The sequence below is a fragment of the Agaricicola taiwanensis genome (genome assembly GCF_014635245.1).
Lineage (GTDB): Bacteria > Pseudomonadota > Alphaproteobacteria > Rhizobiales > Methylopilaceae > Agaricicola > Agaricicola taiwanensis.
On sequence record NZ_BMCP01000001.1, the window covers coordinates 293,654 to 314,499 of the forward strand.

Here is a 20,846-nt window from a genome sequence, read left to right on the forward strand (position 1 = left end):
CCAAATCCCGTTGAATCCGCCTGCTACCGAATGGGGTCCCCATGCCGTCTTCCAACCTCACGATCCAGGGTCTTTCAAAGCGCTACGGCAAGTTCGTGGCCCTGGCGCCGACCGATCTGGTCGTCAACGAAGGTGAGTTTCTCACGCTGCTGGGCCCGTCCGGTTCGGGAAAGACAACGCTTCTGAGCCTGATCGCGGGTCTGACCCAGCCTGACGAGGGCACGCTGAAGATCGGCGAGAACGACATCACCTTCAGCGCGCCCTATGAGCGCGACTTAGGCGTCGTGTTCCAGAACTACGCGCTGTTCCCGCATATGACCATCGCCGAGAACATCGCCTTCCCGCTGAAGATGCGCAAAGTGGCGGCGGCCGATGCACGCAAACGCGCCGTGGAAGCGCTGGAAATGGTGCGCCTGCCGCATGTGGCGGAACGTTTTCCGCGCGAGCTGTCCGGTGGTCAGCAGCAGCGCATCGCGTTGGCCCGCTGCATGGTCTATCGCCCATCGATCATCCTGATGGACGAGCCGCTCGGCGCGCTCGACAAGAAGCTGCGCGAGCAGATGCAGCTTGAGATCAAGCAGCTCCACCGCGAGATGCGCACCACCATCGTCTATGTGACGCATGACCAGGAGGAAGCGATGACCATGTCCGATCGCATCTGCCTGATGAACGCCGGCCGCATTGAGCAGCTCGGCTCGCCGGCCGATCTCTATTTCCGGCCGCGCACGCTGTTCACCGCCGACTTCCTCGGCGAATCCAACATCCTGCCGGCCAAGACCATAGGCGCGAACGGCGAAGAGCTGCAGGTTTCCTTGGGCAGCTCCGCGATTGCTGCCAAAGCTCTGGCCAATGGTCAGACCGCGAAGATCGAGGCGCCGATCAGCCTCATGGTTCGCCCGCAGAACGCCATCCTCACTCCTGGCGCCAGTGGCAGCGGTGTCGAGGCGAGCGTCAGCGACATCATGGTCACCGGCAGCCTGACGAAGATCTATCTGGAGCCGAAGGATCGCAGCTTGCCGCAGCTCGTCGCCGCCTTCGCTACCCGCAAGGATGGCCAGGCCTTCACCATTGGCGACACAGCAACCTTTTCCTGGGCCGGCGCTGACGCAGTCGCGCTCGCCGACAGTGCCGAGGCCTGAGCCATGGCCGCAATCGCAACGAAGCGGCGCGCACCGAGCGCCCTGCCTAAGCAGATCCTCATGGCAGCACCTCTGGTGCTGCTGCTGCTGGCCTTCCTCGTCTATCCGGTGGGCCAGCTCCTGGCGCTCAGCGTCTGGAACGATGCCGGCTTCACGCTGGAGCCCTATCGCCAGCTCTTTGCCTCCACGCTTTATCTCAACGTGCTGTGGATCACGCTCAAGATCTCGCTGGCGACCACGGTCGTCTCGGTCATCGGTGCCTATCCCATCGCCTATGCCATTTCGGCGGCGCCCAAGGACACCAAAGGCCGCCTGATCTTCTGGGTGCTTCTGTCGTTCTGGACCAGCTTCCTGGTGCGTGCGTTCGCCTGGGTCATCATCCTCGGCCGCAACGGCGTCATCAACCAGACGCTGGTGTCCCTCGGCCTGATGGATCGGCCGGCGGATCTCATCTACAGCTTCGGCGCCGTGCTGACCGGCATGGTGCACGCCATGCTGCCGCTCGCGGTCATGACCATGCTGGCTGTCATGGAGAACATCGACCGCACGCTGCCCCGGGCCGCCACCACGCTCGGAGCCCGTCCCGGCACCGCCTTCTGGACCGTCTACTTCCCCCTGTCGCTTCCCGGTGTGGCGGCGGCCGGCATCATGGTCTTCGTGACGGCGATCGGCTTCTTCATTGTGCCTGCACTGCTCGGCGGCCGCCGCGAGACCATGATCACCCAGCTCATCATCGACCAGGTGCAGCAGACGCTGAACTGGAGCCTCGCCGGCAGCATTTCGGTGCTGCTCCTGGTCGTGGTGCTGATCGTCTTCCTCGCTTACGACCGGATCTTCGGCTTCGAAACGCTCACCGGTGAAAGCGCCGCCGCCGCGAAGAACCGCGACAGCGCCGCCCGCCGGGCGGGAGGCTGGGTTCTGGCCCGCATCGGCCACGTAAGCGACATGCTCATGGCGCTCGCGCCCCGCCGTCGGCGGAAGGGTGGGGCAGATGAGGGCCTGCCGTTGACATTGCGCGTGGTGGTCTGGACCATTCTGGTTCTCATCAGTCTGCCCGCCTTCCTGATGATCCCGCTGTCCTTCGGCAACACGCTGTCCTGGCCCCCGACAAGCTTTACGCTGCAGTGGTATCAGCAAATGCTGGACTCGCCCCTGTGGATGCAGGCGCTGTGGCGCTCCCTCGTGGTGGCGCTGGGCACCGGCGTCCTGTCCATGCTGATCGGCGTGCCGACCGCCTTCCTGATGGTCCGCAGCCATATGCGCGGCAAGGCTGCCATGCTGGCCTTCATCCTCTCGCCGGTGGTGGTGCCCCGCATCATCATCGCCGTTGGCCTGTTCTATGTCTTCGCGCAGCTCGGCCTCGTCGGCACCTCCATCGGTCTCATCATCGGCCACACCGTCGTGTCGGTGCCCTATGTCGTCATGACCATGATGGCGGTGCTCCGGAACTACGACACGCGCCTCGATCTCGCGGCGCAGAGCCTCGGCGCGCGGCCGTGGCAGGCATTGCGGCATGTCACCTTCCCGATCCTCGGGGCGGGCATGCTGTCGTCCTTCCTCTTCGCCTTCGCCACCTCCTTCGACGAGCTGACCATCGCGCTGTTCTCCTCAGGAGGTCTCAGCGCAACGCTGCCGAAGCAATTCTGGGACGAGGTGACGCTGCAGGTCTCGCCGGTCATCGCCGCCGTTTCCACCTGCCTGCTTCTCTTCATCTCGGCGCTGATCTTCCTTGCCGACCGCATGCGGCGTCGCAGCCTGGCCCGATAAACCCGACATCACACATCAAGAAGGCAATCAGACATGCTCGATTCCACCCGCCTCCGCGGCATTCTGCCGGCGACACCCACCCCTGTGATGGCCGACGACACCATTGATGTGACGGCCTCCAAGGCCTTGTTCGACTGGCTCATCGGCCAAGGCGTGGACGGTCTCGTGCCGCTCGGAGGTACCGGCGAATATGGCGCGCTGGCACGCGAGGAGCGCATCCGCCTCCTGGAGCTGGCGGTAAAGGCGGCGGACGGCAAACGCCCCGTGATTCCGGGCGTGCTCGATCCCGGCTATCATGATGCCTTGGCTGCGGGGCGTGATTTCGCTGCCGCGGGCGCCGACGCGCTGCTGGTGATCACGCCCTATTACACCAACCCTACCCAGGCGGGCATCCGCGATTACTTCCTGCGTTATGCTGATCAGTCGCCGCTGCCGATCCTCATCTATGAGATCCCCTATCGCACGCGGATCGCCATCGACCCGGAGGTGCTGCACGAGCTCTCCCGCCATGAGCGCATCATCGGCATGAAGGCCTGCAACACCGACATGTATCATTTCCTGCGTGTCGTTGCCGGTGTGGATGCCTCCTTCTCCGTCCTGAGCGGCGAGGATACGTTGTTTCCCCTCCAGGTCGCGGCCGGCGCCAAGGGCGGCATCGTGGTGACGGCAAACCTTCTGCCCCGCACATGGCGCAAGGTGTTCGATCTCGCCGCCGCCGGCCGCACCGAAGAAGCGGTCGCGAAGCATCGCGAACTCATTCCGCTGATGAACCTGGCGTTCTCGGAAACCAACCCGGGTCCCATGAAATCGGTCATGGACCTCATCGGCATCAACGCCCCTCACATGCTCGCGCCGCTGATGCAGCCCAAGACTGAGCTGCGGGATGCTCTGAAAGCGGAATATGCGCGTTTGCTGGAGCGTGGAGAAAGAGCGGAAAAGCTTGCATCTTGAACCTGACACATGGCCCTTTGCGGCCATGTGATGATAAATCCCGGGCATCCCGCGTCGCGCCGCCTCCCGGCGGCGCGACCAAAGCTCCAGCCGGAAGATCCGCGATGCCACGACCGACCGATGCCTCAGTCCGCGCGACCGACGATACGGAGCAAAACGACCCGCGCCGCTCGTCCCTGTTCGTGGGCTCAGCGGAAAAGGTCTTTCAGATTCTCCACGCCTTCGACGGGCCACGCCGCCAGATGCCCCTGTCGGAAATCGCAAAGGCTGCCGGGCTTGATCGCAGCGCGACGCAACGGCTCGTCTACACTCTGGAAGCGCTTGGCTATCTGCGCCGTGCGCATAATTCGCGGGACTATGTGTTGACCTCTCGCCTGCTACAGTTTTCCTACAATTACCTGCGTGCCAACGAGCTGATCGACAAGGCCGCGCCCTATCTCCTCGACATCAGCCGTGACATCGGCGAGACCACCAACCTGCATGAGCTCGACGGCCATGAGATCGTCTTCGTGGCCAGGTTCCCCGGCCGCCATCTGGTCAACGTCGACATCATGGTCGGAAGCCGACTGCCGGCCATCTTCACCGCCTCCGGCACCGCCATCCTCTCGCGGCTGACGCCTGATGAGCAGGAGGCCATCCTTGAGCGGACCGTCAAGCAGCCCCTGACGCCCTATACGGTGGTGGATGAAGGCAAGCTTCGGGCCCGCATCCGCGAGGCGGCGGAGCGCGGCTATGCCATCATCACCAATGAAACGGTGATGGGCGATATCTCGGTGGCGGCCGCGATCACCGACGAGCATGGCCGCGCGGTGGCCGGTCTCAACATCTCGGTTCCGACGACCCGCTGGACGACTGAGCGGGCCGAGGCGGAACTCAGCCAGCACGTCCAGGTCGCGGCGACCTCCATCTCCATGTCCAAGTTCGGCTCCTACAACCGCTAGCGGCCGGGCACCCAACCGAAAGGGCTGCACAATGACAAAGATCATTCTCGTCGGTTGCGGCAACATGGGTTTCGCCATGTTGCAGCGCTGGATGGCGCATGATGAAAAGCCTGATGTGCTGGTCGTCGAACCGGCGGAGGCACTGCGCACGCGCGCCGGGCAGGCGGGCGCCCGCACCATCGCGGATCAGGCGGATCTCCCGGCCGGATGGCAGGCGGACGTCGTGATGCTAGCCACCAAACCGGCCCTGGTGCTGGAGGTGATCGGCCATTATGCCGCCGCCATGCACTCCGGCAGTGTCGTGGTGTCTGTTGCGGCCGGCATCGCCGCCTCTGCCATCGCCGAGCGGCTCGGAGCAGGTGCCGCCGTCATCCGCTGCATGCCCAATACGCCGGCTGCCATCGGAGAAGGAATGATGGTGTGCTGCCCCAATGCGGATGTGACGAGGGACCAGCGGCAACTCGTTCAGCGGCTTCTGGAGGGCAACGGCAAGGTCGCTTTCGTTGACGATGAGGCCATGATGGACGCCGTCACCGCGGTCTCCGGTTCAGGCCCCGCCTATGTCTTCCATTTCATCGAATGCCTGGCGGCGGCCGGTGAGAAGGCCGGATTGCCGGCGGATCTGTCGCTCATGCTGGCGCGTCAGACTGCTCTCGGCGCGGCGCGCCTCGCCTCCGAAAGCAACGACCCGCCAGCGGAACTGCGCCGTCAGGTGACGAGCCCCAACGGCACGACAGCCGCCGCCCTGGACGTTCTGATGCGCGCCGATGACGGTCTGATGGATCTTCTGAAAGAAGCTGTCACGGCCGCGAAAGATCGTTCTGTTGCCCTTGGCAAGCCATCCTAGTCCTGCGAGGCGGAATCAAGGTTTGCACCAGACCCGGGAGGGACGGCCCGCCCCGCCCCTCCGGGAAAGACATTATCGGCGAAGGGCATAGCCTGACTGTTCCAGATCCCAGCAATCGCTGGTCGATCTGGACAGCTCGGCCTTCTTGACCCGCTGCGTCGGCGTCTTCGGGAATTCATCGATGAAGCCGATGTAACGCGGGATTTGGAAGTAGGGCATCTTGTCTTCGCACCACTTGATGAGCTCGAGTTCCTCCAGCGATGCCGAGGGCACCAGCTTGAGGAAGATCTTGAGATCATCGTCCCCGGCGCCAAGGCCGCTGGGCACGCCGATCAAGGCGCATTCCTCCACGGCAGGGTGCTGCACGACGATCCGCTCCACCTCCCAGGCCGACACGTTCTCGCCCCGACGGCGCAGGCTGTCGCTCTTGCGGCCTTCGAAGAAGAGGTAGCCGTTTTCATCGAAGCGGCCGAGGTCGCCGGTCTTGATCCAGCCGTCCGCCGTGGTGGTTTTCTGCTTGTTCAGTGATCTGGAGGTGAATTCGGGCCTCTTCCCCTTCGCGATGATCTCGCCGGCCTGACCTGGCGGAACGTCATTGCCTTCGCCGTCGATGGTTCGGACCATGAACCACGGCAGCGGACGCCCGACCGATCCCTTCGGCCCGCCGATATTGATGCAGACGTAGTTGGCGACCTCGCTGAGGCCGTAGCCTTCGTTGACCCGGCAGCCAAAGCGCTCCTCGAACTCGGCAAGGACATCCGCCGGACAGCCTGCCCCCCAGGCGACCGACACCTTATGGACCTTGTCGTCGGGCCGCGCCGGTTGCTTGAGGAGGATCGGCAGGATGCCGCCGATGTAATGGGTCTTGGTGGTTCCGGTGCGGCGCGCCTGATCCCAGAATTGGGAGGCGCTGAAGCGCGGCACCATGGCCAGCGTGACTTTCTCCATGCAGGCGGCGAGCACCGTCTGGCTGCCGGCGCCGTGGTAGAGCGGCTCCCAGAACAGCAGCACGTCATTGGGCTCCATTTCGCCGATCAGAAGACAGCCGATGCAGCCGATCTGCAGCACGCGATCGGACCGCGTGAACTTCTTCGGCGCTCCCGTCGTGCCCGAGGTGTAGTTGATCACCAGCACGTCGTCGGGGTCCGCCAGTTCGGAAGGGAGCGCAGGGTCGCCGTTCCGAAGGAGGTCCTGAAGCCGGTGTGTGCCGCTGCCCTGTTCGGTTTCGTTCCAGATGGCGAACTCCACCGGCGTCTTATCCATCGCCGTCTCGAGGAGCTCACGGTATGCCGTTTCGGCGATGATGGCGCGGGGCTGCGCATCGCCGATCAGCAGCGAAAGGTAATCGCCCTTGGAGTGAACATTGATCGAGGTTCGCACCAGGCCGATTTTAGCGAGTGCATAGAGCGTGATGACATGTTCGGCGTGCTGGTCGAGCATGAGGCCCACCACATCGCCTTTGCGCAGGCCCAGCGCCAGCAGCGCGTTTGCCATGCGGTTGGAAGCCTCGTGAAGCTCACCGATGGTGAGCCGTCCGCCGTCCCAGACGAGAAAGGGATGCTCCGGATCGGTTTCGGCTCGCTTTTTGAGGATGGAGGTGAATGTTCCTTCTCCGGGAACGGGCCAGCTCTCCTTGATCACGAACGATGATGGTTCGTCATGCATTTTCCTGCTCCAGATGTTCATATGACGATTTCGCCGCGCTGCGGCTATGCCTTGAAACTTCAGCCGGACCCGCGCGTCAGAAAGGCACCGACACCGGCCTCGATCGATTGCGCCATCTCCGACTTGGCGCGCACCTCGGCGGCCCGGGCGAATGCGGCATCGAGAGCCGGCCGCGTCATGTCGCGGAACCAGAGCTTGGTTTCGGCATAGGCCTGCGGCGACTTTTTCATCAGCTCGGCCGCGAGTTCGAGCGCGCGGGGCAGCACCTGATCCTCGTCGACAATCTCGTTGATGAGGCCCAGATGCAGCGCTTCATCGGAGCCGAGGAAACGGCCGGTCGAGGCGATGTTCAGCGCGCGGGGGGCGCCGATCGACCAATTCAGAATTGCCGAGCCGGTGATGCAGGGCATGCCCGAATTGATCTCGGGCATGCCCACCGTGACGCCGGCATGCCCGATCCGGTAGTCCATGAGGAGAATGGCTTGAAACGCAGACCCCATAGCCAGGCCGTTCAAGGCCGCGATCAGCGGTTTTCGGAATGACTGGATGCTGTCGTAAAGTGCCCTGAAGGCCACCATCCGCTGGCCGGCCTCCGATGCCACGCCGATGGCCTTGTCGGAGAGATCCGCGCCCGCGCAAAAGGCGCGGCTGCCCGTTCCGGTTACGATGACAGCTTTGACGGCGGAGTCGCCGTCTGCCTGGATGAGGGCATCCTTGACCGCGTTCCTAAGGTCCAGGTTCCACGCGTTCAGTTTTTCCGGGCGATTGAGGCGCAGAACCAGCACCTCTCCGTGCATCTCCCGCTGCAGCATCAGCATCATCCTCTTGTTTGGTTGCGGGGCCGCCGAAGACGGCTATCGCCGCGGCGGCCCGGTTGGCGCTCAGCCCATGAGCCAGGTCGGAAGAGCCAATGAGAAGAGTGGAACGTAGGTGACCAAGAGCAGCGCGATCACCAGGGCGATGAAGAAGGGCGCCGAGGCTGCCAGGGCAGACCGCATGGGAACTCCCGCGATCTGTGCCGCGATGAAGAGCGACAGGGCTACCGGCGGTGTCATCGAGCCCAGGGTGAGATTGATGGCCGCGATGATCCCGAGGTGCACCGGATCGATGCCATAGATCTTGCCGAGGTAGATCAGCACCGGTGCAACCACGATCAGCGCCGCGGAACCCGCCTCGAGACAACCGAGAAGCAGGAGACCGATGTTGATGAGGAGGAGCGCCACCCACTGTTCGGTCGTGATCGCCTGGATGGCGGTGGCGATGGTTTCCGGAACCTCCATGATGTTGACGGCCCAGCCGAATGGTCCGGAGGCTGCGATGACCAGCAGGATGGCGCCGGAAAAAAGCGCGGCTTCCTGAATCGAGACGATCAATATGCGCAGCGAAAAGCTGCGATAGACGATGCCCAGCAGCATTGAATAGGCAACCGCCAGCACGCCCGCTTCCGATGGGGTAACGATGCCAAGCGTCATGCCACCGACGATGATGGCGGGCGACAGCAGAGCAAAGAAGCCATCCCTGAGACGTGTCAGGAACTCCCGCAGCGAGGGCAGCGGCTGGGTCTCGCCGGCGATACCCTTGACCCGGACGAGGACCAGAACGATGAGCGACAGCATCAGCGCCATCACGAGACCCGGCAGGATGCCCGCCAGAAACAGCCGTCCGGTGGAGACATTGGCGAGCTGGGCGTAAACGACCAGGATGATGCTGGGTGGGATGATCGGTCCGATGATCGAGGACGCCGCCGTGATCGCCGCAGCATAGGCGGGGTTGTACTTGGCGGCTTTCATGGCCGTGATCTCGATCTTGCCAAGACCGGCCACATCCGCGGTGTTCGAGCCCGACATGCCGGCGAAAATGACGCTGCCGAGAATGTTCACATAGTAGAGACCACCGCGAAGATGGCCGACGAGCGCATGTGCGAACGCAAAGATCCGCTCGGTCACGCCCATGTTGTTCATCAGGATGGCCGCAAGCACATACATGGGGATGGCCGACAGGACCGAGCTGCTGACGCCGCTCCACATGTTCTGTGGAAGTATCTCGAGCGGAAAGTCGCTGCCGACGAAGATAAATCCGACCGTCGCGGCGACAAGCGTGAAGGCCACGGGGACATTCAGCGCGAAGAGCAGGACCAGAAGCCCGCCAAAGACAAGGCCTTCCATCGTTAATACTCCATGCTCGGGGAAAGTCGCAGCGCCCGCGCGGTGATGTGGCAGGCCATGGAGATAAAGCAGTAGACCATGACGTACGCCTTCAGTTCATCAGGTATTCCAAGGACCACCGATGATGTTCCGGTGTAGACCAGCGCGAGGCGGAACGAATAGTAAGCAAGCCCGACCAGCAGCGCGATCTGGATGACATCTGCGATGAGGGTCATGATCTTCTTGGGACCGGCCGGAAGCATGTTGACGAACATGTCGACCGAGTAATGCTCGTTGCGTTTCAGGACCGCCGTGGCCGCAACGAACGAAAGGCAGATGATCAGAAACTGAACAAGCTCTTCGCTCCAGGAAAGCGGATCGTTGAAGAAGTACCGAAAGATGATCTGGCCGCCGAGAGTGAGGGTGATCGCCGCCACGAGCAGCAGCGCGGCGATCTCCTCGAACCTTCGGACGGAATAAAGCAGTCGCTGCATCGGGACCTCACTGGGATTTCTTGAAGATCTCGAGAACCTCGTCCGCCGTCAGGCCGTCGAGACCTCGGAGCTTGGCCCAGATGGTTGCCGTCTCCGCGCCGCCGATGACGGGCGATGCGCAGGTCACGAACTTCTGTTCGAGTTCCTGCCATGACAGCGGATTTGTCGGATGGCCCTTGGGCTTGTAGAGCCGACGCTTGAACGTCCGCCCATCCTCATGGACGACTTCGATATCGGCGAAGTCGTTGAAGACCGAATCCCGCTCGCGCAGATCATCGTGAACATAGATGTTGAGCTTGGGGTAGAGCGCGCGGATTTCGGGATTGTTGACTTTGTCGTCGCTGAACTCGGCAAAGGTGACCTGGCCATACTGCAACGCCGCGGCGATGCAGTATTCCATGCTGAACTTGCCTTCCAGCCCCGTTTCAGCATTGTGATAGGGCAGTGTGTTTTCGCAGCGATAACCGATGCCGCAGTTCAACCGGCTCATTTTGGCGGGAACGATATCTCCGCTACGGATGCCCTCAAGTACGACGTCGAGCACGTGATGGGTGAGGGAACACGTCGGATAGAGCTTGAAGATGATGCCGGGGCTGACGACGTCGAACGGCTCGCCAAGTCCGACAAGTGCCTTCTCAACCGCGATGTTCTCAAAGCCGGCAAACAGATCGAAAAAACCTTCCTTCGCTTCAATGGTCTTTGGGTTGGCGCTTAAGCCTTTAGCGGCGAGCACGGCGGAAAGAACGCCGTTCTGAGCGGCCAGCCCCGAGTGCAGCGGCTTCGTCATGGTCCCGAAATTGGCCCTGAGCCCGCATGCCATGGAAGCGGCGATGGACAAGGCGATTGCACTCGTGTCCGCATCCAGCTGCAACAGATTGGAGACGGCCGCCGATGCTCCCATGGTCCCAAGCGTGGAGGTCGTGTGCCAGCCACGCTCGTAATGCTCCATGTTCATGGCCCGGCCGAGCTTGGCTTCGATTTCGACGCCCACCGCATAGGCCGTTATGATCGCCTTGCCGTCGGCTTTCGCCCGCGGCGCGGCGGCGAAGATGGCCGGCACCACCGGTGCGGAAGGATGTCCGCGCATGGACTCATTGGTGTCATCGATGTCGTGCGCGTGCGCCATGGTCCCGTTGATAAGCGCCGCCGTGCGCTCGTTGGTGCGGCGCTCGCAGCCCCAGACGGGAACCGTGCCCTCTTCACCCTCGGCAACTGAAAGTGCTGCGATCGTCGGCGGTTCGGTGAAGCCGGCGATGGCGCCGCCGATGCAGTCGGCGATCGCCTGTTTGGACAGCTCTCGCGCGTCGTTCGGAAGCGCGTCCCAACGCGTCTGAGAGACGAACTCGCCGTAGGCGCGGGTGACGGATTTCATATCTGGATGCAGCATGACAGGTTCCTTGCGGGCGCAGCGAAATCGGTCGCTGCAGCAACGGCTGAAGACGTTGGTTTCGTCCGATGGGCGATGAGTTGCGCCGAAGGGTGGGCCTATGACCGGTCCTTCGGCGACAGCTTTGTTACTTCACGTCCTGGATGGCCTGGAACAGCCCTTTGGTTTCCCAGGTTCCTTGTTCTTCCATCTGCGCGACGACGGGCCCCATCTTCTCGATGAAGGGACGCGGCGACGTGCGGATCACCACTGCGCCTTCGTCGATCATTTCCTCGATGACCTGCGCCTGATCCTCGACCGCCAGCTTGGAATAATATTTCCCCGCCTCGTGGCCGGCCTCCAGAAGAGCCTTCTGGTGTTCCGGGCTCAGCTGCTGGAACTTCCGGTCGCCGATGACGATCGTGAAACTGTCATTGAAGAAGTCGACCAGGGTCAGATAGGGCGCGACTTCATGCAGCGACTGGCCCGCGAAACCCGACACCGTCGCGGAGGCCACCTCGGCCACACCCTGGCGCAGCGCGAGATAGGTCTCGCCCCACGGTAGGCTGACGGTCTTTGCCCCCATGGCTTCGAAGGTCTTCACGAAACCTTCCCATGGCGGGATGCGCACCTTTACGCCCTGCAGGTCCTCAGGCTTCATGATGGGCTTGGTCGAGATGATGGGCTTGCCCGGGCGCACACCGTTCCTGAGCACCATGCGAAAGCCCCTGTCCTGAAGCTTCTGCTCCATGGACTTGTAGACGTCGCTGTCGAGCACCCGTTTGAAATGTTCGGTGTCGCGGAAGACGAAACCAACGGAAGTAATGTTCCAGTCCTTCACATACTTGCCGAAGTTTCCGGTGCCTCCCGCATACATGTCCTGCGCGCCCAGGCGGATGGCCTCAAGCTGCGCGCCGGCATCGCCAAGCTGACCGCCTGAAAACACGCGGACCTGAATCTCACCGTTGGTCTTTTCCGAGACCAGCTTGGCAAAATAGTCCTGCGCTTTTGTCTCCGTATGCTGGGGGTCGGTGATATTGCCCAGACGAAGAACGATGGGATCGCCGGCAAAGGCCGGGGCCGCGCCGATCAGGGTCAGCGCGAAGGCTGCTGCCAGTCGCCGCAAAGGGATCTGCCTCATGTTTCTGGTCCTCTGGTTCTGCAGCTTGTCAGGCTATTAGCCATCTTCGCTGCACCCTTAATATAAGTATTATTGATTTTGCATATAACGTATGCCAAAGTTATCAGGTGGTCAACTCGGTTTTTTGGCAAGCGGTTGGCCTCCAAGCAGATCGGGGGGTTGCATTGAAAAGCTGGATGAACATCAGGTTTCTGGAAATATTCGTCTCGACGATCGATAATGACGGCATGTCTAACGCCGCTGAAAAATTAGGTCTTTCCCAATCCGCCGTCTCGCAGGCGATCGCAAATCTGGAAAAATCCATAGGAAAGCAGTTGTTGGACCGTACGGTCCGACCTTCTCGTCTCACTCTTGCAGGATCCGTCTTTTACGAGAAGGCCACTGGTCTGTTGAACAGGATCCGCGATCTTGAGCAGATGGTGGATCTTGACCTCAACGAGCCGCTGCCGGTGTTGCGGATCGGCATGGTGGATTCCTTCGCGGCCACCGCCGGGCCGGCCTTGGTCAAGGATCTCGAAACGGTCGCCGGTCGCTGGCTGGTGGGATCCGGTTTGCAGGACACCAGCGTGCGCGCCCTGCTGGAACGGCGGGTCGATCTGGCGATCACATCAGACGAGACGATGCTCGATTCCGAGATTCTTTCTCTGCCGATCTTCGAGGAGCCGTTCTTCCTGGTTGCGCCCAACGAGGTGGGTCCGAAGACGACCATCGAGGCTCTCGTCGGCCGGTACGACTTCATCCGCTATGCCCGCGCCTCGTTCATCGGCAAGCAGGTTGAAAACCACCTCAGTCAGCTGTCGCAGACCCCGTCGCTTCGCTACGAATTCGACACATCTGACGCGGTCATGGCCATGGTGAGCGAGGGGATCGGCTGGACCATCACGACGCCCTTGGTGGCGCTCAAGAGCCGCCCCTCGGAGAGGGACGTCTCGTTCCATCCTCTGCCCGGCGCTCCCTTCAAGCGCCGGTTGTGGCTGATCGCCCGGAAGTCGGAAAATTCGGCCTTGGCCGAGCGTGTCGCCTCGGCCGCGCGGCGCGCCCTGATCCAGAGGTGCCTGCCGCGCATCCTGGAGATCGCGCCCTGGATGAAGGACAGTTTCCAGAACCAGCGCCAGAACGCCGGCAAGAGCTGAGAGAGGCCGGATCAGATTCTAGCCTTGGAAGTCGGAACCTGATCCGGGCTGCCAGTTGATCAGTTGGCTTCTTTCAGGAGCTTCGCGAAGTCGCCATCGAGCTTTGCCAGCGACGCTTCGATCTTACCGCGCTTTTCCTTCACCCAGGCGGCCTGCGCATCGAGGGCCTGCTTGGCAGCCGCGAGCATCCGGCTCATTTCGGCGGGTTGTGGGCCGCCGGCGGTGGCGCGGTTGCGGACGATGGCCACGGGATCAAGCGTGCCTCGGAACTCCTCCTCGCTCATCGGGAGCTCGGCGGGGTTCAGGCTCATCTCCTTGGCCGCTTCGGCATAGATGCGCTTTGCCTCACCGTAGGGAAAATCCGTCGGCTTGATGTTGTTTGCCTTCGCATGATCCACGACTTCGGAGGCGAAATGGTGCCCGGCGCGGAACGGCAGCTTGTACTTGCGCATCAAAACATCGGCCAGTTCCTGCGATGCGGTCCAGTCGCTGTTGAGTTCTTCCAGCGCACGGTCCGGGCTGATGACCAGCGCGCTCAGGATCTTGTCCCATCCCTCGAGAACCTCGATCGCGCTCTTGACCACAGCGCTGTTGGCCTTGACGCTTTTTGGGTCGGACATGCCGGGCGTGATGTTGTGCGCCTGAATGACAGGGCCCATGGCCAGTGTCAGGGCGGTTGAGGCGTCTTCGCGCGTTCCGTTCAAAAGACCCGGATTGCGCTTCTGCGGCATGGCGCTCGACACATAGGTGTTGCCGCCGCCTTCCTGGAGGAGGATCCAGGGCCGCGACTGGGCATATTGAGTCATGACATCTTCAACGAAATGGCCGGCGTGCAGCGCGATGCTGGTCACGATGGCGGCCGCCTCCACCGGATGTTCCATGGACGAGATCTGCGAGGCGTCATAGGCGTTTTCCACGACGCCGGAAAAGCCGAGATATTCGGCCATGCGGGCGCGGTTGAGCGGCCAGCTGGTGCCGTTGAGGACGGTCGTTCCCATGGGCGAGCGATCGACGCGTTCATAGGCCCCGCGGATGCGCTGGGCGTCGCGTTCCAGTCCCGCCGCATGGCCGAGAAGATAATGGCCGTAGCTGTTCGGCTGGGCGGCCACGCCATTGGTGTAGTTGGGGACGATGATGTCCGCATGCCTCTCCGCGAGGTCCACCAGCGTGCGCGACGTGATGTTGAGCTGATCGGCCAGGGCGAGCAGGTTTTCCCGCAGGATGGCGGCACGGTAGGTGGCATGCATGTCCTGGCTGGAGCGGCCCGCATGGAGCAGCGTCACCTCCACTCCGGCGGCGTCAATCAGCAGTGGCTCGAAAGTGATGACGGTCGAAGGGCGCTTGGCGCCTTCCTGGTTGCCGGCCTCGATCACCTTCGAGATTCCGGCCGCGATCCGGGGCACCATGGATTTTTCCAGAAGGCCTTCATCGGCGTTGATCACCGCCGTCGCCTTGTTGATTTCTCCCAACCAGAAGAATTCATCGCGTCGCTCGGCTTTTTGAGCGGCGGCAGGCATGGCGTAGGCGCAGAGCAAGAGGGCGCAGGCGCCCACCTGTGATTTAACCATGGCTTCCTCCTTGATGTTTGGCCGACGGCTGGCGCCGCCTTCTCGCTTCTCGGCAGTCCGTGCGCAGGCTAAAGGGCTTCCGCCGGTTGAGCCAGCGGCCACCGGTGGAAACGTCTGTTACGATGCTAGCCGATGGTCTGGCGCAGCACCCGCATCCAGTTGCCGCTGGCAAGGCGCTGGATCGTGCCATCGTCATAGCCGTGGTCGCGCAGCGCCCTGATCAGCGACTGAAGGTCCGCCACCGACTTCAGGCTTCGCGGAACAATGGCGCCGTCGTAGTCCGAGCCGAAGCCGACGCGGGTTTCACCCAGGCGGTCGATGAGCCCGTCCACATGGCGCACCACAACGTCCAGATCGGTGTCCTCATCCATGCGGCCGTCCTCGCGCAGGAAGCAGGTGGCGAAATTGACCCCCACGAGCCCGTCGCTGTCGCGGATGGCATCCAACTGCCGCTCCGTCAGGTTGCGTGAGGAAGGACAGAAGCTGTGCAGGTTCGAATGGGTCGCCACCAGAGGTGCCTCGGAAATCCGGGCCACATCCCAGAAGCCGCGCTCGGTCATATGCGAGACATCGACGAGGATGCCCATGCGGTTGCAGGCACGCACCAGCGCCTCGCCCGCCTCCGTCAGGCCGCCGTTGATGTTGGGCGAGCTCGGAAAGCGCATCGGCACGCCGTCACCGAAGATGTTGTTGCGGCTCCAGACGGGGCCGATGGAGCGAAGGCCGGCGGCGTATAGCACCTCTAGGAAGCTCAAGTCGGGGTCGATCGCTTCGGCGCCTTCGATATGCATGACCGCAGCCAATGATCCGCGCGCCATGGCAGCTTCGATCTCCGTGGTGGTCCGGCACAGCGATAGCGCGCCTTTCGATTCGCGCTCGATGCGGATCAGGAGCGCGGCCATCTCGATCATCGCCGTTCGGGCGTCCTCGAGCGGAACCTCGGCCGGTAGAGGAACCTCGTAGCTAGCGCCGCGGAAAAGATTGAAGTCGAGGTCCCGGCGCGAGGGCGCATAAAGAGCAAACAGGCCACCGGCGAAACCGCCTTCCCGTGCACGGGGCAGATCGAGGTGGCCGGTGTTGCCACCGCGTATGAAGCGTTGTGCCGCCTTCTGCAGGCCGGCCTGGCGCAAGCGAAGCAAGACGTCGTTGTGGCCGTCGAAGATCGGGATGATATCGGACAAGAGGCCCCCTCTCTGGCTGGAGAGGTCACGCTAAACGTGGCTGTATGCGGCACGCAATGTCTGATGACAGTGCCGGGAGGCTAGGCATCCAAAAAAGAACAGGGCAGCAGATGCTGCCCCGTTTTTCTGACCACCGCCAAATCGTAACGATCAGCTTCCGTTGGTCGGGCCGTCGTCCTCATCCCACCAGGAATCATAGCCGCCATCGATCCCGTATTCCGCCAGCGTCGGCGTGAAGCTCGCGAAGTAGTCCTCGGTCTCCATGTCTTCCTTGATGCCCAGCCAGGCCGTGACAGCAAACAAGGCGAAGAAGGCCGCGACATTGAGGGTCATCATCAATCCTCCGCCGATGACGCCGATGCGGCCGATGATCCTGCCGACCTTTGCCTTGTCCCAGCCAAGGCGGGGAATACCACCGCTGGCATCTGTGAACATGGGTACCATGGATTGCAGATAGGAGGGGATCAATGTGGACGCATTCGCGGCGCCTGCGGCGAATGTCACGGCGGCGAGTTCCTCCTCGCCTTCGTTCAGCAGCTGCATTCCCAGGTAAATGGATGCGCCCAGGATCAATCCACCACCCGTGGCGCCAACGAAACGCGCGAAATGCTTGAAGTTTTCTACTCTCCTTTTGACCAGGTCTTCTGTCCAGGGTCGCTTGGAATAGTCTGGTTGCCCAGCTTTCGGATGATCGTCAGGATAAACCGCGTTGGGATCGAGAGGATAATTTCCGCGATGGTAGCGCCAATTCTCACGTGTTTTGTTCCATTTGTCAGTGAGCTTCGCATTTCCTTCTTCACCGCGGACGCTCCACGTCCAGGCCTCTCCTGACAGGCCGATGGTCTGAAGGCCGCTGCCGAGCGCCGACACGATGTCCGCAGGTTCGATATCACCGGCCGCACCCTTGGCGATCATGGCGCTTGCCGCGAGAACACCGCTGAACAGATGCATCGCGCCGGCTGCGAAGGTTTTGTGCAGACTGGCGTCATCGCTCAGCGGCCGCCACTTGGCGTATTTCAAGAATTCTTTTCTTCTATCCGCATACTTTGGATCATTCGCCCACTCCTCAAATTTCTTAAGCGAGAAGTCCAGCTTGCCGGTTCCTCGGAACGTATCCCAAACGTTGCGAAGGCCGGTGATGATCTGAGCCGTCGATAGTCCTGCGTTATCACCGTTGATCAGGGGGCTGTCGGGATCTTCCTGCCGGATCTTGTCGATAACCTCGGTGAGCCGCTCCTCATCAAGGCTTCCGTCCTCTTTCAGGATGATGCCGACCAGTTCGTCGGCGTTCGTATTCTGGAAAGTGTAGCTCTGGATGTTGGCGTTGATATGCTCGCTCATCTCCCTCGGATCCGAGCCGTAGCTTGCGAAGATCGAGGCGCGGCCATTCAGCTGGAAGATGGCCTCTTCTTGCGTCAGCCCGCTTTCAACCAGCTTGGTCAGCGCATGTGGGTCTGCGACAAGAGCGTCGTAGGATGCAGTGATGAGATCGAAATACTTGCTGTCGGCGGGATCTATGGCCAGCATGTCGTCATATAGATTTTTGTTCTCGCCCGCTCCTACATTGGCGGTGATTGCCAAATCCATATAAGCGCCCAATGCGCCCATGAGCGGCCCTTCCATCTCAAGGAGTACCGCCTTCAGCTCGCCTTCGAGCCGCTCGCGTTCTTCTGTGTCGGAGTCGTCGAGCTCCTCGAGTTTCTTGGACAGATCACGGAAACGATCGATCTTGTCTCCGATGTCGGCCTTTTCGATCATCTTGTCGAGGCCCCAGGCATCGTCGCGCATCGCATCAACCTTGTCGCCCAGGAATTCCTTCAACTTCGAGCTTTTGCCCGTGATTTCCTGAAGTTCCTCCATTTCACGTTCGGAAATGAAGGCCGATACATCGTCGTTTATCAGCTTGCCGATGACCTTATCGATCTCAGCCATGACCTTCTGCGGATCGGTATGAAGTGTGATCTTGCCGCGTCCATAGTGGTTGGTGCCGTGGACAACGCCATATTCGGAATAGTGCTGGATGCCGTCCCCGATGCGCTCCCGCATGATCATCAGCTCGAGCGCGGCGGCTGCACGTTCCTCGGTTGAATAGGCGTCGGGGTTGGCGATGAAGTCGCTCTTGTCGGCCGGCAGGCCGGCCTCGCTGATGATGCCGTAGTAGACGCTTTCCTGAAGCTGGTTCATGAAGTCTTCGAACTTGCCGAAATCGTCGCCGACGCCGTCCGCGAGGTTCTCCAGGTCCTCGATATCCGCTATCGCACCCGCGTCCGTCTCCGTCTTGAGGCTGGACCAGCCGTATTTGATGAAATCCTGGAAGCGGCCGGCTTCCGTGCCGTGCTGGGCGTGTGACTGCGGATCATTTCGATCGGCGCGGGTCCAGCCATCGATCTTTCCGTTGCCAATGGTCCCACCACCCACGATCGGCTTGCCTTGCTCGTCGTAGCGCTCGATGTGGTTCAGGACTTCAATGGCGATGCGGGCAGCCGCGGGATCCTTATCGAAATCACCGACGCGACTCTTGAGCGCTGCCTTGTCATTGGGCGCAAGGTTCGCCAGCAGCGGAAATTCTCTCACGAGTCTCTGAGCTTCTGCTTCCTCAGGCGTGGCGGGGGGCGGCCCTTCCGGCGCTTCATGGTCAGGCGGCATTCCGTTAGGCTGGCTGTCGCCTTTCAGGTTACCCCAGCCATATTTGAGGAAGTCCTGGAAGCGGCCGGACTCGGTGCCATGTTGGGCGTGAGACTGGTCGTCGGTGCGATCCCCGCGCGTCCAGCCATCGATCTTTCCGTTGCCCCTCTCGTCAGTGAACCTGGAAATCACTTCACCGTCTTCGTCGAAGTGCTCGATGTGGTTCAGCACGGCCACGGCAAGATAAATCTTCTTGCGTTCGTCCTTCACATCCTTGCCGATGAATTCGAGCAGCGCCTTGCGATCCTTCTCGTGGAGCTGGCTGAAGACCAGGCTGTCCTCGGCGATCTCCTGGGCGGTGCGCTTGTCGATGTCAGGGATTTCGACATCCGGCCCGAGAGGCCCGATCTCCGGTCGGTACTTATCGGTGTCGGACGGCGTCAGGTGCTCCGGCGGCGGTCCGAATTTCGGCGGCAGGCCATTAGGCAGGCTGTCGCCCTTGAGGTTGCCCCAGCCGTACTTCAGGAAGTCCTGGAAGCGGCCGGCCTCGGTACCGTGCACGGCTTCTGACTTGGAGTCATTGCGGTCGGCGCGGGTCCAGCCATCGATCACGCCCTCTCCGGTAGGCGAAATCGCGTCACCGTTCTCATTGTAGTGCTCGATATGGTTGAGCACGGCGACGGCGAGATAGACCTTCCGCCGCTCGTCCTTCACATCCTTGCCGATGAACTCCAGAAGGTCCTTGCGGTCCTTCTCATGAAGCTGGCTGTAGACCTTGCTGTCCCGGGCGATCTCTTCCGCCGTGCGGTGGTCGTCCTTCGGAATTTGTGTGTCCGGACCAAGAGGTCCTGCCACCCAGCCGTTCTCTTCGGGAGTTGGTTTGGGCTTCGGCTTCGGCTCGCTTCCCGGCGCGTTTTTGCCCTTGAGGACATCGGCGATCTCCTGGAAGCGGGTGCGGTCGGCCTCAGCGATCTCTTCGTTGTCAGCCATGCGCTGGAAGAAGACATAGGGTGTCTCGCCGTTGAGCTCCTCCGCCATCAGCGCTTCCGGATCGATCTCGCCGTTTTCGATCATCTCCTCCACGCGGCCGTCGTTGCCGAGGATGTCCTTGACGAACCACACTTGGTCTTCGGGCCTGAGGTGAAGGACGTCGAACAGCGAGACCTTGGTCATGATCGGAATGAGGCTGCCGCCGGCGGCGCGCCACTTGTTGACCTCCATGAAGTCGCCGACCTTGTCCATGCCGCCTTCGGCGATCTTTTTGATCTCTTCGGTGGCCTTGTCGCTGATCCACTTCGCGGCGCCGGTCGCGAACTTGATGTACTCCAGGTCGTAGCCGTTCTCCTGCAGGACTGCGAAATAACGGGTGTCGAACATCTCGATGGCGGTCTCGCCATCATCATTGGTGAGGCGGATGTCGATGCCGGCCTTGACCAGATGCTCGATGGCGGGAAGGCCGCCGTCGGTGGAGACCGCATAGTGCAGGAAGCTCCAGCCGTTCTGGCTGTCCACCCAGTTGATGTCGACGGTGCCGCTGTTGATGATCTGGACCGCCAGCTGCATGTTGCCGCTCTTGAGCGCGTCGCGCAGCTGAATCTCCGCCGCCGTACCCTGACGATCGGTTGACGCTTTGATCTGAAGCCCGAACAGCCCCTCAAGCCCATCCTCGCCCGATAGCGGCACGAAAGCTTGCCGACGCAACGCAGCGACCATAACCCACTCCCCCTTGGTTCGTGGCTTCGGCTGCCTTCATCTTCTGCGGATGTCCCTGGCGCTGTTGCGCAGCAGTCTGCGGCGAAGATGGCCTTTGGCAGGCGAAGCGTTCAGCGCAGACGGGTTAAGTTTGCGCTAAGCATGTCTGGCTCGGGGGATAGCAGCGCTTCA

15 protein-coding genes are annotated in these 20,846 nt (G+C 61.8%); 6 read left to right on the forward strand and 9 right to left on the reverse strand.

Going from position 1 to position 20,846, the window contains the following annotated elements:
- Window positions 1-41: 41 nt before the first annotated feature.
- The 5 genes from IEV58_RS01425 (at window position 42) to proC (ending at window position 5,645) form a co-directional block, all read left to right on the forward strand.
- Window positions 42-1,139, forward strand: a complete 1,098-nt coding sequence (locus tag IEV58_RS01425) for an ABC transporter ATP-binding protein (RefSeq protein ID WP_188407915.1) — start codon at window positions 42-44, stop codon at window positions 1,137-1,139.
- 60 nt (window positions 1,140-1,199) lie between these two features.
- The gene (locus IEV58_RS01430) at window positions 1,200-2,906 is read left to right on the forward strand and encodes an ABC transporter permease subunit (protein WP_229729112.1); all 1,707 of its coding nucleotides are present in this window, start codon (window positions 1,200-1,202) and stop codon (window positions 2,904-2,906) included.
- 33 nt (window positions 2,907-2,939) lie between these two features.
- Window positions 2,940-3,857: a 4-hydroxy-tetrahydrodipicolinate synthase gene (dapA, locus tag IEV58_RS01435; RefSeq protein ID WP_188407920.1), complete on the forward strand. Its 918-nt coding sequence runs from the start codon at window positions 2,940-2,942 to the stop codon at window positions 3,855-3,857.
- A 104-nt stretch (window positions 3,858-3,961) separates the two neighbouring features.
- Complete coding sequence (locus IEV58_RS01440) at window positions 3,962-4,798, forward strand: IclR family transcriptional regulator (protein ID WP_188407922.1); 837 nt, start codon at window positions 3,962-3,964, stop codon at window positions 4,796-4,798.
- A 31-nt stretch (window positions 4,799-4,829) separates the two neighbouring features.
- Entirely contained in the window at window positions 4,830-5,645 is an 816-nt protein-coding gene (gene proC, locus IEV58_RS01445; RefSeq protein ID WP_188407923.1) for a pyrroline-5-carboxylate reductase, read from the forward strand.
- A 72-nt stretch (window positions 5,646-5,717) separates the two neighbouring features.
- On the opposite strand, the gene IEV58_RS01450 is transcribed toward proC, so the two are convergent.
- The 6 genes from IEV58_RS01450 to IEV58_RS01475 all read right to left on the reverse strand — a co-directional run bounded on the left by IEV58_RS01450 (window position 5,718) and on the right by IEV58_RS01475 (window position 12,455).
- Complete coding sequence (locus IEV58_RS01450; RefSeq protein ID WP_188407924.1) at window positions 5,718-7,310, reverse strand: AMP-binding protein; 1,593 nt, start codon at window positions 7,308-7,310, stop codon at window positions 5,718-5,720.
- A 59-nt stretch (window positions 7,311-7,369) separates the two neighbouring features.
- Window positions 7,370-8,122 carry an enoyl-CoA hydratase/isomerase family protein gene (locus IEV58_RS01455; protein ID WP_188407925.1) on the reverse strand — a complete coding sequence of 251 codons (753 nt, stop codon included), beginning with the start codon at window positions 8,120-8,122 and terminating at the stop codon, window positions 7,370-7,372.
- Window positions 8,123-8,191: 69 nt separating this feature from the next.
- On the reverse strand, window positions 8,192-9,475 hold the full coding sequence (locus tag IEV58_RS01460) for a TRAP transporter large permease (protein WP_188407926.1): 1,284 nt from the start codon (window positions 9,473-9,475) through the stop codon (window positions 8,192-8,194).
- A gap of 2 nt (window positions 9,476-9,477) precedes the next feature.
- Window positions 9,478-9,948 carry a TRAP transporter small permease gene (locus tag IEV58_RS01465; protein WP_188407927.1) on the reverse strand — a complete coding sequence of 157 codons (471 nt, stop codon included), beginning with the start codon at window positions 9,946-9,948 and terminating at the stop codon, window positions 9,478-9,480.
- A 7-nt stretch (window positions 9,949-9,955) separates the two neighbouring features.
- Entirely contained in the window at window positions 9,956-11,335 is a 1,380-nt protein-coding gene (locus tag IEV58_RS01470; RefSeq protein ID WP_188407928.1) for an MmgE/PrpD family protein, read from the reverse strand.
- Between the two features lie 127 nt (window positions 11,336-11,462).
- On the reverse strand, window positions 11,463-12,455 hold the full coding sequence (locus IEV58_RS01475) for a TRAP transporter substrate-binding protein (RefSeq protein ID WP_188407929.1): 993 nt from the start codon (window positions 12,453-12,455) through the stop codon (window positions 11,463-11,465).
- Window positions 12,456-12,631: 176 nt separating this feature from the next.
- Between IEV58_RS01475 and IEV58_RS01480 the strand changes: the two genes are divergently transcribed.
- Window positions 12,632-13,588, forward strand: coding sequence for a LysR family transcriptional regulator (locus tag IEV58_RS01480; protein ID WP_188407930.1), 957 nt, complete (start codon window positions 12,632-12,634; stop codon window positions 13,586-13,588).
- A gap of 59 nt (window positions 13,589-13,647) precedes the next feature.
- Here IEV58_RS01480 and IEV58_RS01485 read toward each other — a convergent pair whose 3' ends face one another.
- The 3 genes from IEV58_RS01485 to IEV58_RS01495 all read right to left on the reverse strand — a co-directional run bounded on the left by IEV58_RS01485 (window position 13,648) and on the right by IEV58_RS01495 (window position 20,675).
- Window positions 13,648-15,156 carry an argininosuccinate lyase gene (locus IEV58_RS01485; protein ID WP_188407931.1) on the reverse strand — a complete coding sequence of 503 codons (1,509 nt, stop codon included), beginning with the start codon at window positions 15,154-15,156 and terminating at the stop codon, window positions 13,648-13,650.
- Window positions 15,157-15,281: 125 nt separating this feature from the next.
- Window positions 15,282-16,337, reverse strand: a complete 1,056-nt coding sequence (locus tag IEV58_RS01490; protein WP_188407932.1) for a dipeptidase — start codon at window positions 16,335-16,337, stop codon at window positions 15,282-15,284.
- 150 nt (window positions 16,338-16,487) lie between these two features.
- On the reverse strand, window positions 16,488-20,675 hold the full coding sequence (locus IEV58_RS01495; protein ID WP_188407933.1) for an ankyrin repeat domain-containing protein: 4,188 nt from the start codon (window positions 20,673-20,675) through the stop codon (window positions 16,488-16,490).
- Window positions 20,676-20,846: the final 171 nt, after the last annotated feature.

Bases quoted from the DNA above. Each gene is read 5' to 3' on its own strand.
- IEV58_RS01425 (WP_188407915.1), top strand. From the start codon at position 42: ATGCCGTCTTCCAACCTCACGATCCAGGGTCTTTCAAAGCGCTACGGC.
- IEV58_RS01430 (WP_229729112.1), top strand. From the start codon at position 1,200: ATGGCAGCACCTCTGGTGCTGCTGCTGCTGGCCTTCCTCGTCTATCCG.
- dapA (WP_188407920.1), top strand. From the start codon at position 2,940: ATGCTCGATTCCACCCGCCTCCGCGGCATTCTGCCGGCGACACCCACC.
- IEV58_RS01440 (WP_188407922.1), top strand. From the start codon at position 3,962: ATGCCACGACCGACCGATGCCTCAGTCCGCGCGACCGACGATACGGAG.
- proC (WP_188407923.1), top strand. From the start codon at position 4,830: ATGACAAAGATCATTCTCGTCGGTTGCGGCAACATGGGTTTCGCCATG.
- IEV58_RS01450 (WP_188407924.1), bottom strand. From the start codon at position 7,310: ATGCATGACGAACCATCATCGTTCGTGATCAAGGAGAGCTGGCCCGTT.
- IEV58_RS01455 (WP_188407925.1), bottom strand. From the start codon at position 8,122: ATGCTGCAGCGGGAGATGCACGGAGAGGTGCTGGTTCTGCGCCTCAAT.
- IEV58_RS01460 (WP_188407926.1), bottom strand. From the start codon at position 9,475: ATGGAAGGCCTTGTCTTTGGCGGGCTTCTGGTCCTGCTCTTCGCGCTG.
- IEV58_RS01465 (WP_188407927.1), bottom strand. From the start codon at position 9,948: ATGCAGCGACTGCTTTATTCCGTCCGAAGGTTCGAGGAGATCGCCGCG.
- IEV58_RS01470 (WP_188407928.1), bottom strand. From the start codon at position 11,335: ATGCTGCATCCAGATATGAAATCCGTCACCCGCGCCTACGGCGAGTTC.
- IEV58_RS01475 (WP_188407929.1), bottom strand. From the start codon at position 12,455: ATGAGGCAGATCCCTTTGCGGCGACTGGCAGCAGCCTTCGCGCTGACC.
- IEV58_RS01480 (WP_188407930.1), top strand. From the start codon at position 12,632: ATGAACATCAGGTTTCTGGAAATATTCGTCTCGACGATCGATAATGAC.
- IEV58_RS01485 (WP_188407931.1), bottom strand. From the start codon at position 15,156: ATGGTTAAATCACAGGTGGGCGCCTGCGCCCTCTTGCTCTGCGCCTAC.
- IEV58_RS01495 (WP_188407933.1), bottom strand. From the start codon at position 20,675: ATGGTCGCTGCGTTGCGTCGGCAAGCTTTCGTGCCGCTATCGGGCGAG.